The organism is Delftia sp. NA_296.1, assembly GCF_052692095.1.
In genome coordinates, this window is record NZ_JBQZGF010000004.1 from 163,813 (window position 1) to 180,101 (window position 16,289).

At 66.5% G+C, this 16,289-nt stretch carries 14 protein-coding genes; 6 read left to right on the forward strand and 8 right to left on the reverse strand.

Annotated elements, in window-relative coordinates; all coding sequences use genetic code 11:
• The first annotated feature begins 13 nt into the window (after positions 1 to 13).
• A complete protein-coding gene (gene rho / locus ACUTR7_RS11750; protein ID WP_012206705.1) occupies positions 14 to 1,276 on the forward strand; it encodes a transcription termination factor Rho in 1,263 nt (420 codons plus the stop codon).
• 73 nt (positions 1,277 to 1,349) lie between these two features.
• Here the strand turns inward: rho and ACUTR7_RS11755 are convergent, their stop codons facing one another.
• Positions 1,350 to 2,759, reverse strand: a complete 1,410-nt coding sequence (locus ACUTR7_RS11755; protein WP_445608904.1) for a CoA transferase — start codon at positions 2,757 to 2,759, stop codon at positions 1,350 to 1,352.
• A 101-nt stretch (positions 2,760 to 2,860) separates the two neighbouring features.
• Between ACUTR7_RS11755 and ACUTR7_RS11760 the strand changes: the two genes are divergently transcribed.
• The 4 genes from ACUTR7_RS11760 (at position 2,861) to ACUTR7_RS11775 (ending at position 7,673) form a co-directional block, all read left to right on the forward strand.
• Positions 2,861 to 4,054, forward strand: a complete 1,194-nt coding sequence (locus ACUTR7_RS11760) for a citrate/2-methylcitrate synthase (RefSeq protein WP_445608905.1) — start codon at positions 2,861 to 2,863, stop codon at positions 4,052 to 4,054.
• Positions 4,055 to 4,168: 114 nt separating this feature from the next.
• A complete protein-coding gene (locus ACUTR7_RS11765) occupies positions 4,169 to 4,414 on the forward strand; it encodes a type B 50S ribosomal protein L31 (protein ID WP_013801474.1) in 246 nt (81 codons plus the stop codon).
• 155 nt (positions 4,415 to 4,569) lie between these two features.
• On the forward strand, positions 4,570 to 6,309 hold the full coding sequence (locus ACUTR7_RS11770; protein ID WP_197943959.1) for a hypothetical protein: 1,740 nt from the start codon (positions 4,570 to 4,572) through the stop codon (positions 6,307 to 6,309).
• Positions 6,306 to 7,673: an MATE family efflux transporter gene (locus tag ACUTR7_RS11775; RefSeq protein WP_034396134.1), complete on the forward strand. Its 1,368-nt coding sequence runs from the start codon at positions 6,306 to 6,308 to the stop codon at positions 7,671 to 7,673. Before ACUTR7_RS11770 ends, ACUTR7_RS11775 begins: the two co-directional genes overlap by 4 nt.
• Positions 7,674 to 7,703: 30 nt before the next feature.
• On the opposite strand, the gene phoR is transcribed toward ACUTR7_RS11775, so the two are convergent.
• From phoR to pstS, 7 genes are all read right to left on the reverse strand, one after another.
• On the reverse strand, positions 7,704 to 9,098 hold the full coding sequence (phoR, locus tag ACUTR7_RS11780; RefSeq protein WP_445608906.1) for a phosphate regulon sensor histidine kinase PhoR: 1,395 nt from the start codon (positions 9,096 to 9,098) through the stop codon (positions 7,704 to 7,706).
• 117 nt (positions 9,099 to 9,215) lie between these two features.
• Positions 9,216 to 9,911: a phosphate regulon transcriptional regulator PhoB gene (gene phoB / locus ACUTR7_RS11785; protein WP_012206712.1), complete on the reverse strand. Its 696-nt coding sequence runs from the start codon at positions 9,909 to 9,911 to the stop codon at positions 9,216 to 9,218.
• 20 nt (positions 9,912 to 9,931) lie between these two features.
• Positions 9,932 to 10,633: a phosphate signaling complex protein PhoU gene (phoU, locus tag ACUTR7_RS11790; RefSeq protein WP_012206713.1), complete on the reverse strand. Its 702-nt coding sequence runs from the start codon at positions 10,631 to 10,633 to the stop codon at positions 9,932 to 9,934.
• A 13-nt stretch (positions 10,634 to 10,646) separates the two neighbouring features.
• The gene (gene pstB, locus ACUTR7_RS11795) at positions 10,647 to 11,429 is read right to left on the reverse strand and encodes a phosphate ABC transporter ATP-binding protein PstB (protein WP_012206714.1); all 783 of its coding nucleotides are present in this window, start codon (positions 11,427 to 11,429) and stop codon (positions 10,647 to 10,649) included.
• 38 nt (positions 11,430 to 11,467) lie between these two features.
• Positions 11,468 to 12,331, reverse strand: a complete 864-nt coding sequence (gene pstA, locus ACUTR7_RS11800; RefSeq protein WP_034398840.1) for a phosphate ABC transporter permease PstA — start codon at positions 12,329 to 12,331, stop codon at positions 11,468 to 11,470.
• A gap of 17 nt (positions 12,332 to 12,348) precedes the next feature.
• Positions 12,349 to 13,287 carry a phosphate ABC transporter permease subunit PstC gene (gene pstC, locus ACUTR7_RS11805; protein ID WP_012206716.1) on the reverse strand — a complete coding sequence of 313 codons (939 nt, stop codon included), beginning with the start codon at positions 13,285 to 13,287 and terminating at the stop codon, positions 12,349 to 12,351.
• Between the two features lie 171 nt (positions 13,288 to 13,458).
• Complete coding sequence (gene pstS, locus ACUTR7_RS11810) at positions 13,459 to 14,499, reverse strand: phosphate ABC transporter substrate-binding protein PstS (RefSeq protein ID WP_012206717.1); 1,041 nt, start codon at positions 14,497 to 14,499, stop codon at positions 13,459 to 13,461.
• Positions 14,500 to 14,744: 245 nt separating this feature from the next.
• Here pstS and ACUTR7_RS11815 point away from each other — a divergent pair, with 245 nt between their 5' ends.
• Positions 14,745 to 16,229, forward strand: coding sequence for a Ppx/GppA phosphatase family protein (locus tag ACUTR7_RS11815; protein WP_445608907.1), 1,485 nt, complete (start codon positions 14,745 to 14,747; stop codon positions 16,227 to 16,229).
• Positions 16,230 to 16,289: the final 60 nt, after the last annotated feature.

Consider the following 16,289-nt stretch of genomic DNA (forward strand, 5'->3'; position numbering starts at 1 on the left):
CTGGAGTCACTCCATGCACCTTAATGAACTCAAGGCACTGCACGTGTCTGAAGTCCTGAAGCAGGCCGAAGCGCTTGAGATCGAAAACGTCGGTCGCATGCGCAAGCAAGAGTTGATGTTCGCCATCATCAAAAAGCGAGCCAAGGCAGGCGAACAAGTGTTCGCCGACGGCGTGCTGGAAATCCTGCCGGACGGTTTCGGCTTTCTGCGCAGCCCCGACACCAGCTATACGGCCAGCACCGACGACATCTACATCTCGCCCAGCCAGGTCCGCCGCTTCAACCTGCACACCGGCGACATGATCGAAGGTGAAGTGCGTACGCCCAAGGATGGCGAGCGCTACTTCGCACTGACCAAGCTCGACTCCGTCAACGGCGGCTCGCCCGAGCAGAACAAGCACAAGGTGCTGTTCGAGAATCTGACCCCCCTGTTCCCCACCCAGCAGCTGCGCCTGGAGCGCGAGATCAAGGGTGAGGAGAACATCACCGGCCGCATCATCGACATCATCGCTCCCATCGGCCGCGGCCAGCGCGCGCTGATCGTCGCACCGCCCAAGAGCGGCAAGACCATGATGATGCAGAGCATCGCCCATTCCATCACGGCCAACCATCCCGACGTGCACCTGATGGTGCTGCTGGTCGATGAGCGCCCCGAAGAAGTGACCGAGATGCAGCGCTCGGTCAAGGGCGAAATCATCGCCTCCACCTTCGACGAGCCCGCCACGCGCCACGTGCACGTGGCCGAGATGGTGATCGAGCGCGCCAAGCGCCTGGTCGAGCTCAAGAAGGACGTGGTCATCCTGCTGGACTCCATCACCCGCCTGGCCCGCGCCTACAACAACGTCGTGCCCTCGTCGGGCAAGGTGCTGTCGGGCGGCGTGGACTCCAACGCCCTGCAGCGTCCCAAGCGCTTCTTCGGCGCGGCACGCAATGTGGAAGAAGGCGGCTCGCTGACCATCATCGCCACGGCCCTGGTCGATACCGGCAGCCGCATGGACGAAGTGATCTTCGAAGAGTTCAAGGGCACGGGCAACAGCGAACTGGCCCTGAACCGCCGCCTCTACGAGAAGCGCGTGTTCCCCGCCATCGAACTCAACAAGAGCGGCACACGCCGCGAAGAACTGCTGCTGGCTCCCGAGATCCTGCAAAAGACCCGCATCCTGCGCCAGTTCATGTACAACATGGACGAGATCGAGGCCATGGAGCTGATGATCAAGAACATGCGGGCCACGAAGACCAACGTGGACTTCTTCGACATGATGCGCCGCGGCGGCTGATCGCAGAGATCCAGCCCACGGCCCCTACAGACGCCTCGCTCACGCGGGGCGTTTTGCGTTCCAGCCGCCCGTCTCACCACGCTGCGGCAGACGTGCCCAGCGCACAGGCCGCGCGCTCCCAATGCATGGGCGCACCCGCCACCTCCACCGGCGCCCGCAGGCGCCGCGCCGCGCCCCAGGAGGTCGCCTCGATCGCCGCGCTGAAATCCTCGGCACCGTTCACCGGCGCCAGCGGGCAGGCATCCGGGTCGCCTACGCCATGTCCCGCCAGAAGATGGGCCGTGCGCGCCAACGAGGCGCGCACCGTGCTGCCGCCCTGCCCCTGCATGCGCCGCACCAGCGCCATCACCACGGCGGCAGCCATCAGATAGCCGGTGGCGTGGTCCAGCGCCTGCAGCGGCAGCGGCGTGGGTCGGTCACGGCCCAGCCGGTGCATGCCTGCATCGGCAATGCCGGCGCTCATCTGCACCAGGCTGTCGAAGCCGCGCCGCTGCTGCCAGGGCCCGCTCCATCCATAGGCGTTGAGCGACACATCGATGAGTGAGGGATTCAGCCGACGGCGCCACGCGGCCCCGAATCCCAGCCCCTCCAGCGCACCGTCCCGGTAACCGTGGACCAGCACGTCGGCGCCGGCCAGCAGTTGCTCGAACACGGCACGATCCTGGGGCGCCCGCAGGTCCAGCCGGGCGCAGCGCTTGCCCAGCGTGACTTCAGGCACCGTACCCGGCTCCTCCCAACCGGGCGGATCGATGCGCAGCACCTCGGCACCATGGCCCGCAAGCCAGCGCGTGGCGGCGGGACCGGCCAGGATGCGCGTCAGATCCAGCACGCGCAGCCCCTGCAGCGGCCGCTGCGCCGATGGCTGCCATGCACCAGCACTGAAACTGAAGGGCTGGCCCGGCTGCGGATGCATCTGCCACGCCAGCAAAGGCTCCTGCTGCACGGCCTGCCCCTGCGGATGCGCAGCCCAGGCAGCCAGCCCGCGCATGGCGGCAGCACAGCCACCCTGCGCGACAACGGCCGACTCCAATTCATGCGCCGTCCAGCGCCTGACCGCCGTCGCCACAGCCTCCCGGTCGGCCGGTGCGCCGAGCACGGCCAGCGCCGCTGCGCGGTGGTGGGGCGCATTGGTATGCAGGCGGATCCAGCCATCGGCCGTGCGGTAGTCACCGGCCACGGCGTCCCACAGCGCGGGCATCTCCCAGCCCAGTGGATGCAGGCTGCTGCCAAACCACAGGGACGCGAGCCTGCGGTCCACCACCACCTGCGGCGCGGCAGCGCCGCATTGGGCCACCAGCTCGGAGATGGCAAGGCCTGCCACACCCAGGCTGGCCGCCGCCAGATCGGAGACCGGAAACACCGAGGCCAAGGCGCCTTGCCCGCGCATCTCCAGACGTTGCAGCGCGCCGTGGGCACCTCCCAGTGCCGCCCAGATCTGGGCGGCGCAGTGATCAAAAGCGGAAGAGGACGGAAGACTGGACATGGAGCACTCCTGGCAACGGAAACAAGGGTTGGAACCCGCACCATAGATTTCCAGAAAATATTGTCAATATTGATTAAACAAATCAACATATCATCACACCCATGCCCGACTACCTGAACTCGACCGAAGCCACCGCACTGCTGGGCGTGAGCCGCGCCACGCTGTATGCCTATGTCAGCCGAGGACTGCTGCACGCCCATGCGGCAGACACGCCGCGCGAAAGCCGTTACCTGCGCGAAGAGGTCGAGCAGCTCGCGCGCCAGCGCGGCCAGGGCCGCAAACCCCGCGAAGTCGCCCAGGCCGCGCTCAACTGGGGCCTGCCGGTGCTGGAGTCATCGATCACGCTGATAGAACAGGGCCGCCTCTACTACCGTGGCGAGGACGCCGTGGACTGGGCACGCTCGCAAACGCTGGAAGAGACCGCCGCCCTGCTCTGGCAATACCCGGCCGATGCCGCCTTCGCTGCACACGCCGTGGAGGCCGCCCCTGTGTTGCCCGACCTGCAGCAGCGCATGGCCGGCCAGCCTTGCGAAAACACATTGCTGGCCCTGTTCACCGTCGCCAGCGATGACGCGGCCACTGCCGCATGGCAGCAATCGCCAGAACGGCTGGCGGCAGGCTGCGGAGCACTCCTGCGCCTGCTGGCAGCCTGCCTGCTGGGCACGGCGCCGGACAAGACCCCCATCCACCTGCAATGCGCCCAGGCCTGGGGTCTGGACGCACAAGGCGCCGACCTGGTGCGCATGGCCCTGGTGCTGTGCGCCGACCATGAACTCAACGCCTCCGGCTTCACGGCGCGCTGCGTGGCATCCACGGGCGCCAGCCTGCGGGCGGCCGTGGTGGGAGGCCTTGCCGCCCTGACGGGCGGGCGCCACGGCGGCACGACCGCGCGCGTCGAAGCGCTCTGGGACGAGCTGGGCGAGGCGCAGGCCCCGGCACGCCTGCGCCAGCGCCTGGCGCGCGGCGAGACCCTGCCCGGCTTCGGCCACCACCTCTACCCCGAAGGCGATGTGCGCGCCGCCCTGTTGCTGGAAATGCTGCCCAGGCAGGGACCGGCGGCGACCCTGGCGGCCGAAGTGATGGCACTCACTGGCCTGGCCCCTTCGGTCGATTTCGCATTGGTGGCCCTGCGGCGGCACCTGCAGCTGCCGGCGGGCAGCGCCTTCGGGCTGTTCGCGCTGGGCCGCTGCGCAGGCTGGCTGGCACAGGCGCTGGAGCAGCGCGCCACACGGCAGATCATTCGGCCACGCGCGGCGTACACGGGGCCCAGGCCCGCCGGCTTGGCACGCAACTGAGCACTATGCGATAATGCAGGGCTTTTTCTTGCGGAAAGTACGCTTGATTTGAACCGCTACAAAGGTTGCAGCGGGTCAGGCACGGCTACCGCACTTGCATCAGAAGGAAAGATCATGAAAGAAGGCATCCACCCCAACTACCGCGAAGTTCTGTTCGTGGACCTGTCCAACGGCTTCAAGTTCGTGACCCGCTCGTGCGTGAACACGAAGGAAACCGACACCTTCGAAGGCAAGGACTACCCCCTGTTCAAGCTGGACACCTCGTCCGAGTCGCACCCGTTCTACACCGGCACGCAAAAGTCGGTGGACAACATGGGCGGCCGTGTGGAGCGCTTCCGCAACCGTTTCGGCAAGAAGTAAATCCTGCTTCTCCGGCCAGAAGGGCAGCACGGGCAACCGCGCTGCCCTTTTGTTTTTCGCAGTCCGGCCAATCCATGGCGGCCAGGCATGCCCCATTCTTTTCGAGGCCTTTGCTTCGCGTATTCTTGCGCCCTCCGTTGCAGAAAGTCCTGTGAGTGAACCAGCCCACCCCTGCCATCGTTGCCCAAAGCGCCGTGCGCCGCCTGCCCCGCTGGTCGCTGCTGCTGCTGTGCCTGGCCTATGTCGTGCCCGGATATGTGGGGCGCAGCCCCTGGCGCATGGCCGACATGGAGGCCTTCGGCTACATGCGGGAGCTGGCCCTGGGCCATACCTCGTGGCTGGCACCGCGCATGGCGGGCCTGCTGCCCGAATCCGAGGGCCTGCTGTCGTACTGGCTTGGCGCGCTGGCCATGCAGGGAGCGCCTTCCTGGCTGAATCTGGAGATGGCGGCACGCCTGCCCTTCATCGCCATGCTGGTGCTCACGCTGACGGCCACCTGGTGGGGCGTGTACTACCTGGCGCGCACGCCGGGCGCGCGCCCCGTGGCCTTTGCCTTCGGTGGCGAGGCACAGCCCACCGACTATGCGCGCGCCATGGCCGATGGCGGCCTGCTGGCCCTGGTGGCCTGCCTGGGCCTGGCCCAGCTTTCCCATGAAACCACCAGCTACATGACCCAGCTCGGCTGCGCGGCCCTGCTGTTCTTTGCCGCCGCAGCCATGCCCTACCACGGCCGCACCGCCATGCTGGCGCTGCTGCTGGGCCTGCCGGGCCTGGCGTTGAGCGGCGCGCCGACCGTGGCCACGCTGTTCGGCCTGGGCGGTGCGACCATGGCGTTTTTCTCGCGCACCTGGGGTGACGAGCCCTCGCCCGCGCCGCGCGAGGCACGCATCTGGACCGCGCTGTGGCTGGGCGTCACGCTGCTGGCGGCCGCACTGTCCTGGTGGCTGGACCAATGGGCCTGGCGCCTTGTGGACAGCGGCACCGCCAAGGAATGGCAAAGCCTGGTCAGGCTGCTGCTGTGGTTCAGCTGGCCGGCCTGGCCGCTGGCCATGTGGACCCTGTGGGTCTGGCGCCGCCAGATCGCCACGCCTCGCCGCTATCCCCATCTGGCGCTGCCGCTGTGGTTTGCCGTCATTCCGGTGATCGCTTCGCTGAGCACGCTGCCTGCGGACCGCGCCCTGCTGCTGGGCCTGCCCGCCATCGCCACGCTGGCAGCCTTTGCCCTGCCGACGCTGCGCCGCAGCATCAGCGCCTTGATCGACTGGTTCACCTTGCTGTTCTTCAGCGCCGCCGCCATTGCCATCTGGGTGATCTGGCTCTCGCTGCAGACGGGCATTCCCGCCAAGCCGGCCGCCAATGTAGCCAGGCTGGCTCCGCAGTTCACGCCGGAATTCTCGGTGTTCTCCTTCGCCGTGGCGGTTGCCGCCACCTTGGCCTGGTGCGTGCTCGTCGCCTGGCGCACATCGCGCAACCGCGCCGCCATCTGGAAGAGCCTGGTGCTGCCGGCCAGCGGCGCCACGCTGGGCTGGCTGCTGCTGATGACGCTGTGGCTGCCGCTGCTGGACCACGCGCGCAGCTTCGAGCCGCAGATGCGACAGGTGCTGGCCGAACTGCCCAAGGACGGCAGCTGCGTGCAAACCTATGGCCTGCCCCGCGCCCACATTGCGGCGCTGCGCTACTACGGCGACATCGACACCCAACGCCTGAGCATGGCCGGCGCCGCCCGCTGCGACTGGATGGTGGCCGAGGAAGAAACCTGGCTGGACCCGCACAGCGCGCGCCTGCAGGGCACCTGGGAAACCGTGGCCCGCGTGGTGCGCCCCACCGATCGCAAGGACTTCCTGCTGGTCTTGAAGCGCAGGCCCGAGGCGAGCCGCGCCCAGGCCAGGCCATGAGCCAGCCCGCGCGCGCGCCACTGGGCACCGAACGGCGCACCATCGCCCAGCACGCGCTGACCGTGCTGGCCGGGCAGTTGGCGGTGATGGCCTTCGGCGTGACCGACACCATCGTGGCGGGCCGCTACGCCGAAGAGGCGCTGGCAGCGCTGTCCGTGGGCTCGGCCATCTTCGTGAGTGTCTATGTCTCGCTGATGGGCATCTTCCAGGCCCTGCTGCCGCTGTGGGCCGAGCATCGCGGCGCCGGACAGCCAGAGGCCATAGGCCGCACGCTGCGCCAGGCCATGTACATGCTGCTGGCCGCCTGCGCCCTGGGCATGGGCGTGCTGCTGTTTCCCGATGCGCTGCTGCGCTGGGCCGATGTGCCGCCACCGCTGCAGGTGGAGGTGCGGGCCTATCTTTCGGTACTGGCCTGGAGCCTTCCGGCCGCGCTGCTGTTTCGCATCTACAGCACACTGAACCAGGCGCTGGGCCATCCCCTGCTGGTGACCTGGCTGCAGCTGCTGTCGCTGCTGCTGAAAATCCCCCTGTCGATCTGGCTGGCCTTTGGCGGCGCCGGCCTGCCTGCGCTGGGCGCCGAGGGCTGTGCCTGGGCCACGCTGGTGGTGAACTACGCCATGGTTGCCCTCGCATTCGTGCTGATGCGCAGCCAGAGCCTGTATGCGCCCCTGGCGCTGTGGCAGCGCATGGAGCCCCCGGACTGGCCGCAACTGGCGCAGTTCGCTCGACTGGGCGTTCCTGCAGGGCTGGCAATTTTGGTGGAGGTGACCTCGTTCACGCTGATGGCCTTGTTCGTGGCACGCCAGGGCACGCTGTCCTCGGCCAGCCACCAGATTGCTGCCAATCTTGCGGCGCTATGCTACATGGTGCCCCTGTCGCTGGCGATTGCCACCAGCGCGCGGATCAGCTACTGGCGCGGCGCGGGGGACGAGGCCATGGCGCGCCGCCTTGTCACCATGGGCTGGCGGCTTGCGGCAACGGGTGGACTGGTGCTGGCCTCGGCACTGTTCCTGTCCCGCGAGGGCCTGGCCCGCATCTACAGCAGCAACCCCGAGGTAGTGGCCACTACCGCCAGCCTGCTGGCCTGGGTGGCTGCCTACCATGTGGCCGACGCCGTGCAGACCTTCTGCCTCTTCGTGCTGCGCTGCTACCGCATCACCGTGGCGCCGCTGGTCATCTACTGCCTGCTGCTGTGGGGCGGCGGATTGGCCGGCGGATACTGGCTGGCCTACGGCACGGACAGCGCCCTGCCCGCCTGGCTGCACCATGGCACGCCCGCCCCGTTCTGGGCCAGCAGTGCCTGTGCGCTGCTGGTGACAGCCCTGGTGTTCAGCGCCATCGTGCGCAAAGCCACAAGCCGCTGAACGGCAACGGCCGTACACACGGGGCCACGCCTACGCGGCGCGGCTTTCGCGGGCCTCGCCGACTTCGCGTGTGCCTGGGGCCGTGATGCGGACGCGGCTGGCCGGAAAGGTCACGGAAAACTCCGACCCCTGGCCCGGCGCACTGGTGATGCCCAGCTTGGCGCCATGGCGCTGCAGCACATGCTTGACGATGGCCAGGCCCAGGCCCGTGCCGCCGGTGTCGCGCGAACGGCTGCGGTCCACACGGTAAAAGCGTTCTGTCAGACGCGCCAGGTGCTTGGGTTCGATGCCTGGCCCGGAGTCCTGCACGGCAAAGCGTGCCGATCCATCAGGCAGGCTCTCCCAGGTCACCTCGATGCGCCCGCCTGCCGGCGTATAGCGCATGGCGTTGGCCAGCAGGTTGGAGAAAGCGCTTTGCAGCTCGGCGCTGGCGCCGGCCACCTCACCGGCCTGCGCCAGCATCTCGGCCGACGGAAAGCTCAGCGCATGCGGCAGGGATTGCTTGCGCGTAAGCATGGAAGACAGGCCGCGCGCCTCGTTCTCGCAGCGCTGCATCAGCTGGGCCACGGGCACCCATTCGTTGCTGCTGGGCAAGGGGCTGCCCTCCAGGCGCGACAGCGCCAGCAGGTCTTCCACCAGATGCTGCATGCGCTCGGCCTGCTGGGCCATCAGTCCCAGGTAGCGGTTGCGCTCCTCGGGCTCCAGCGGCAGGTTCTGCAGCGTCTCCACAAAGCCCACGAGCACGGTCAGCGGCGTGCGGATTTCATGCGAGACATTGGCCACGAAGTCGCGGCGCATGGCCTCTGCCTGCTCCACCGCGGTGACATCGCGCGCCAGCAGCAGCTTGCGCCCTTCGCCATAGCCATACAGCTGAACCGACAGTTTGACGGGCCGCGAGGCCGTGCTTTCGCGGCCCTGCATGACCAGGTCGCGTGAGAAATCCTGGGTGGCGAAATAAGCGCTGAACTCGGGGTCGCGCACCAGGTTGCCAATGCTTTGCAGCAGGTCGCGTTCGGCATCGAAGCCGAACTGCCGCGCCGCGATCTGGTTGCACCATTCGATGCGCCCATCGGCGTCCAGCAGGACCACGCCATTGGGGCTGGCCTGCAGGGCGGAAAGAATGTCGTTGAGGCGCTGATCGCCCTGCTGCACCTGCTGCACGCTCTGGCGCAGCCACCGGCGCATGCGCACGCTGGCCTCACCCCAGATGCCGCTGAGCTCGGGCGCCTCCCGCAGCTCCGACTGGCGCAGCCAGGACAGCAGGCGCATGGCGTTCCAGCTGTCCACCAGCCACCAGATCCAGCCCGCGCACAGCGCCCCCGTCAGGGCCGCCACGGCCTGGGCGGCCATGCCGGGGCTGGAGGCGGACATGACGCCCCAGAGCCACCAGCCCAGCAATGCGCCCGCGATCTGGGACGCCAACAAGCGAAAACCTCGCCAACCCATACTTGCGCCTTCTTTGCGTTGTATTCGCTGCCCGGGGCAGCGGCGCCCTGGCATGACCCGTGAAGGCCATGCGTGGATTCATGCGGAAAAAAGGCCTCAGGCCAGCGCCTGCGCGCTGAGCCGGTAGCCGGCGCCGCGTACCGTCTCGATCAATGCCCCGGCCATGCCCAGCGCCTCGCGCAGCCGCTTGACGTGCACGTCCACCGTGCGCTCCTCGATGAAGACGTGATCGCCCCAGACCTTGTCCAGCAACTGGGCACGACTGTGCACGCGCTCGGGGTGCTTCATCAGGTAGTGCAGCAGCTTGAACTCGGTGGGGCCCACCTTGATCATGTCGCCCTGCCAGCTCACGCGGTGCGCGGCGGCATCGAGCACCAGCTCGCCGATATTGACCTTGTCCTGAATCTGCTCGGGCGCACGGCGCCGCAGCACGGCACGGATGCGCGCGAGCAGCTCCTGGGTCGAGAAGGGCTTGGTGATGTAGTCATCGGCGCCCGCATCGAGCCCCGCCACCTTGTCGGGTTCATCGCCGCGCGCCGTGAGCATCAGAATGGGCACGGCCTTGGTGCGGCTGTCCGCGCGCCATTTGCGCGCCAGGGACAGGCCGCTGGCGCCGGGCAGCATCCAGTCAAGCAGGATCACGTCGGGCAGCACGGCATCCAGCTCGCGCTGAGCCGTCACGCCATCCTCGGCCCAGACCGGCTGGAAGCCGTTGTGCCGCAGGTTGACAGCGATCAGCTCCGCGATGGCGGGCTCGTCCTCGACGATGAGGACCATGGGCATCTTCTTCATCCGTTGTTCGCCTCCGGCACTTACAGCACTGCCGACTCAATGGCATCCATGGTCTGGTGACGGACATCCTTGCCCTCCACCAGATAGATGATCAGCTCGGCCACATTCTTGGAATGGTCGCCGATGCGCTCGATGGCCTTGGCCAGGAACAGCAGGTCCAGGCTGGCCGAGATGGTGCGCGGGTCTTCCATCATGTAGGTGATGAGCTTGCGCACGAAGCCGTCGAACTCCTGGTCGATCAGATCATCTTCCTTGAGGATGGCCACGGCAGCCTTGGTGTCCAGGCGCGCAAAGGCGTCCAGCGTCTTGCGCAGCAGGCCCGAGGCCATCTCGGCCGCCGTGCGCAGGTCGCCCGTGGGCAGGGAGCGCGCAGCACCGCTTTCGATGATGGACTTGACCATGCGCGCCATCTTGTGCGCTTCATCACCCATGCGCTCCAGATTGGCCGTGGCCTTGGAGAAGGCGATCAGCAGGCGCAGGTCGCGCGCCGTGGGCTGGCGCCGGGCGATGATGGACGAGAGCTCGTGGTCGATCTCCACTTCCATGGCGTTGACGCGCTTTTCCGCGGCATCGACCTGCTCCACGGCCTCGATGCTGAAGCGCGACAGCGCATAGACCGCCTGGCGGATCTGGGACTCGACCAGGCCGCCGAGCTCCATGACGCGCGCAGAGACGCGGTTGAGTTCGCTGTCGAACTGGCTGGAAAGGTGTTTTTCGTTCATCGATTGCTCCTGCTCAGCCGAAGCGGCCTGTGATGTAGTCTTCCGTTTCCTTGCGCTGGGGCTTGAAGAACATCTGCTCGGTGTCTCCGAACTCCACCAGATCGCCCAGGTACATGTAGGCCGTGTAGTCGCTGCAGCGCGCTGCCTGCTGCATGTTGTGCGTCACGATGACGACGGTGTAGTCGTTCTTCAGCTCGGCAATCAGCTCCTCGATCTTGGCCGTGGAGATCGGGTCCAGGGCCGAGCAGGGCTCGTCGAGCAGCAGCACTTCGGGCTTGATGGCAATGCCGCGCGCGATGCACAGGCGCTGCTGCTGGCCGCCGGACAGGCCCGAGCCGCTTTGCTGCAGCTTGTCCTTGACCTCGCCCCACAGCGCGGCCTTGCGCAGTGCCCATTCGACACGGTCGTCCATGTCGGAGGAGCTGAGGTTTTCAAACAGCTTCACGCCGAAGGCGATGTTGTCGTAGATGGACATGGGAAACGGCGTGGGCTTCTGGAAGACCATGCCCACCTTGGCGCGGATCAGCGCCACGTCCTGCTTGCTGGTCAGCAGGTTCTCGCCGTCCAGCATGATCTGGCCTTCGGCGCGCTGCTCGGGGTACAGCTCGAACATGCGATTGAAGGTGCGCAGCAGCGTGGACTTGCCGCAGCCCGACGGGCCGATGAAGGCCGTGACCTTCTTTTCGGGGATGTCCAGGTTGATGCCCTTGAGGGCGTGGAACTTGCCGTAGTAGAAGTTCAGGTCGCGAACCGTCAGCTTGGAGGAGTTCAGCGCGGTGGAAGAGGTCGCAGTCATTGCGTGATCCTTGTCCTTGTTGATTGCTTATTGCTGCATTACTTCTGGCGGGTCAGGAACCGCGCCAGGATATTGAGACCGAGCACCGCCACGGTGATCAGGAACACGCCGGCCCAGGCCAGTTGCTGCCAATTCTCGTAAGGGCTCATCGCGAACTTAAAGATCGTCACCGGCAGGCTGGCCATGGGCTTGGACAGGTCGGCATTCCAGAACTGGTTGTTCAGCGCCGTGAACAGCAGCGGAGCAGTTTCCCCGGCAATGCGGGCCACGGCCAGCAGCACGCCGGTGATCACGCCGGCACGCGCTGCACGCAGCGTCACCATGATGATGACCTTCCACTTGGGCGTGCCCAGTGCATAGGCCGCTTCGCGCAGACTGGCAGGCACCAGCACCAGCATGTTCTCGGTGGTGCGGATGACCACGGGAATCACGATCAGCGCCAGCGCCACCACGCCCGCATAGCCGGAAAAGCTCTTGAAGCGCGCCACGACCACGGTGTAGACGAACAGGCCGATCACGATGGAAGGCGCCGACAGCAGGATGTCGTTGACGAAGCGCGTGGTATTGGCCAGCCAGCCGCGCGCATCGTATTCGGCCAGGTAGACACCGGCCATCACGCCGATGGGCGTGCCGACGAAGGTGGCCAACGCCACCATGATCAGCGAGCCGAAGATGGCGTTGGCAATGCCGCCCGCCTCATTGGGCGGAGGCGTCATTTCGCTGAACAGCGCCAGGCTCAGGCCGCCGATACCCAGCGTGATGGTTTCCCACAGGATCCAGACCAGCCAGAACACGCCGAAGGCCATGGCAGCCAGCGACAGGGTCAGCGCCACCTGGTTCACGCGCTTGCGCTTGGCGTACTTGGCCTGACGCACGCGCGTCAGTTCAGCGGCATTGATCATCTTGGTGGAGGTGCTGCTCACGAGCGGGCTCCTTCATTCTTCTGCAGACGGTTGAGCAGCACCTTGGAGCAGGCCAGCACCACGAAGGTGATGAAGAACAGCACCAGGCCCAGATAGATCAGCGAAGCCTGGTGCAGGCCTTCGCCCGCTTCGGCAAACTCGTTGGCCAGCGCCGAAGTGATGCTGTTGGCAGCCTCGAAGACCGACAGAGAGTTGAGCTGGTTCATGTTGCCGATCACGAAGGTGACGGCCATGGTCTCGCCCAGCGCACGGCCCAGACCCAGCATCACGCCACCGAGCACGCCGGTCTTGGTGTACGGCAGCACGACCTTCCAGACCACTTCCCAGGTCGTGGAGCCCAGGCCGTAGGCAGACTCCTTGAGCAGGGCCGGCGTGACTTCGAACACATCGCGCATCACCGAGGCGATGAAGGGGATGATCATGATGGCCAGGATGATGCCGGCCGACAGGATGCCGATGCCCACGGGCGGGCCGGACACGAAGGCTTCCAGATAAGGAACGCCCTGAAACAGCTTTTGCAGCGGTTGCTGCACATAGGTGGAGAGCACGGGACCGAAGACCATCAGGCCCCACATGCCGTAGACGATGGAGGGCACGGCAGCCAGCAGCTCGACGGCGGTGCCCAGCGGGCGCTTGAGCCAGGCGGGCGACAGCTCGGTGAGGAACAGGGCGATGCCAAAGCTCACGGGCACCGCAATCAGCAACGCGATGGCCGAGGTGGCCAGCGTGCCGTAAATCATGACCAGGCCGCCATATTCGTTGCGAACGGGGTCCCAGACGCTGCGGCCCAGAAAGCTCAGGCCGTATTCATAGATGGCGGGCCAGGCGCCGACCAGCAGCGAAGCCAGGATGGCCAGCAGCAGGCCCAGCGTCAGCAGCGCGGCCAGACGCGCGAGAGCGCCAAACAAGCGATCCGCCACGCGCCCCGACAGCATCGGGGGGCGTAGCGGAGAAGGTGTGCGTCGCTGGGAAGCCTGTGCAGAGGCGGCCAGCGAGTTCGAGGGCGACGTTGTGGACACGTGAGGCGCCTTTATTCGCGGTTTGTGGGGAGATCAGGGGGGCCATGATGCACCTGCCGGCGGTGCGCCACGGCCCCTTTTCAGGGTTTACTTCAGGGAAATCGCGGTACCCGAGGCGTCCTTGACTTGACCCCAGGATTGGAAGATCACGTTCTTGACGGCGTCAGGCATGGGCACGTAGTCCAGGTCGGTGGCGGTCTTGTCGCCGGACTTGTAGGCCCACTCGAAGAACTTCAGCGAGGCAGCGGCCTGTGCGGGCTTGTCCTGGGCCTTGTGCATGATGATGAACGTGGCCGAGGTGATGGGCCATGCATCCTTGCCGGGCTGGTTGGTCAGGATCTGGTAGAAGCTCTTGGCCCAGTCGGCACCGGCGGCAGCGGCCTTGAAGGTGGCGTCGTCGGGCGACACGAAGGCGCCGCCAGCGGTCTGCAGCTGCGTGTAGGTCAGCTTGTTTTGCTTGACATAGGCGTACTCGACGTAGCCGATGGAGTTGGGCAGGCGGCCCACGAAGGCGGCCACGCCTTCATTGCCCTTGCCGCCGGCACCCGTGGGCCAGTTCACGGCCTTGCCCTCGCCAACCTTTTCCTTCCACTCGGCATTGACCTTGGACAGGTAGTTCGTGAAGCCGAAGGTGGTGCCCGAGCCGTCAGCACGGCGCACGGGAGCGATGGTGGCGTCAGGCAGGGTCACGCCGGGGTTCAGGGCCTTGATGGCCTCGTCGTTCCACTTGGTGATCTTGCCCAGGTAGATGTCGCCCAGCACCTGGCCGGTCAGCTTGAGCTGGCCGGGCTGGATGCCCTTGATATTGACCACGGGCACGATGCCGCCGATCACGGTGGGGAATTGCACCAGGCCCTTCTTGGCCAGTTCGTCGTCCTTGAGCGGCTCGTCCGAAGCACCGAAGTCCACGGTCTTGGCTTCGATCTGCTTGATGCCGGCGCTGGAGCCCACGGACTGGTAGTTGATCTTCACGCCGGTGGCCTTGTGGTAATCGGCGGCCCACTTCGAGTACAGCGGCGCAGGGAAGCTGGCGCCGGCGCCGGTGGCTTCCTGCTGGGCCAGGGCCTGGCCCATACCGCCCGCAGACAGAGCACCAGCCACCAGAATGTGAATCACAGACAACTTCATGTACAGACCTCTTAGGGGTTGAAAGATGCGATGGCTGGACTGTAAGAAGGCTTTGTGACATTGATATGACACGGAGAAAAGGCGTCACAAATGCTGAGCCATAGTCTGTAAGACCCGGGTCATCGCGGTGTCACAATTCCGTCTTAGTCTTGTGCCTCGCACGAGCTGGCACCAGACAAGCGCAGCCCTGCCACCCGGCACCGCTGCGCACTCCTGCTCGACGAATCTTGATTGGCGTTTCTTTCATGGCACCAGAATCCCTGCTCGCCGCCGTTGACCTCGGATCCAACAGCTTTCGCCTAGAAATAGGCCGCGTCGGCAGCCACCAGCGCATAGAGCGCGTGGAATATCTCAAGGAGACCGTGCGCCAGGGCAATGGGCTCAACGAGCACCATGAGCTGACCGACGGGGCCATGCAACGCGGCTGGGACTGCCTGGCACGCTTTGGCGAGCGCCTGGCCGGCTTTCCTGCCGACCAGGTCCGCGCCGTGGCCACACAAACCCTGCGGGAGGCCCGCAACCGCGATGTCTTTATCGCACGCGGCAGCGCCCTGCTGGGCTTTCCCATCGAGGTCATCTCGGGCGAGGAAGAGGCCCGGCTGATCTATCGCGGCGTCTCCAGCCTGTTGCCACCCTCGCAGCAGCGGCGCCTGGTGGTGGACATTGGCGGCCGCTCGACCGAAGTCATCATCGGCCAGCATGGCGAGGCGCGCCAGGTGGCCTCCTACCCCATAGGCAGCGTCGCCTGGAGCACGCAGTTCTTTGGCGAAGGCACGCTGTCGCGCGCACATTTCTCGGCCGCCATCAAGGCCGCGCAGGCGGCCCTCACCCAGACCGTCTCGGCCTACCCGGCCACTGCATGGGACTGCGCCTATGCCTCGTCGGGCACGGCCAACGCCGTGGGCGACATCCTGGCTGCCAACGGATATTCCGGCGGGCTGATCACGCCCGACAGCCTGCGCTGGCTGCATGAGCAGCTGATGGAGGCCGGCCATGTGGACCGCATCCGGCTGGCCGGACTCAAGGAAGACCGCCGCGCCGTCATCGCCGGAGGCCTGAGCATCCTGATTGCGGCCCTGGGCCTGCTGGGCATCACTGAACTGGAAGTCGCCCAGGGCGCGCTGCGCCAGGGCGTTTTGCACGACCTGCTGGAGCACGAGCCCCCCGCCGACCGCGAGGCAGCCGAAATTGCCGCGCTGCAGCAGGACTTCGGCATTGACGCCCCGCATGCGCTGCGCGTGCGCAAGGTGGCACGCTGGGCCTGGCAATCGCTGCACGCACAACAACCGCCCGATGTCCTGTCCACGCATGCACTGGACACGGCCGCCAGCCTGCACGAGATCGGCATGCGCATATCCCTGAGCGCCTACCACCGGCACGGCGCCTACATCACCGAGCACTGCGGTGCCGCGACATGGCCCGTGGAGCTGCGCGCGCGCATCACCCAGCTCGTGCTCGGCCACCAGGGCAAGCTGCGCAAGCTGGAAGCCGCCATCGAGGACCAGGCCGTGGCCTGGCCCCTGCTCGCACTGCGGCTGGCCGTGCAGCTGTGCCATGCCCGGCGTGACCCCGATCTGCAGGGCATTCGCCTGCATCGCTCGGACAGCGTCTTTCACCTGACCGTGCCGGAAGGCTGGGCCAAAAGCTATCCCCAGTCCGCCCAGCTGCTGCGCACCGAGGCCGTGGCCTGGCAGAAGACGCCCTGGACCTTGCAGCTGCATCTGCACTGAGCACGGCCACCCGCTTCGGCTTGCGCCGGGATGGCGCGGGGCGGCCGGCCGTGACGCAGC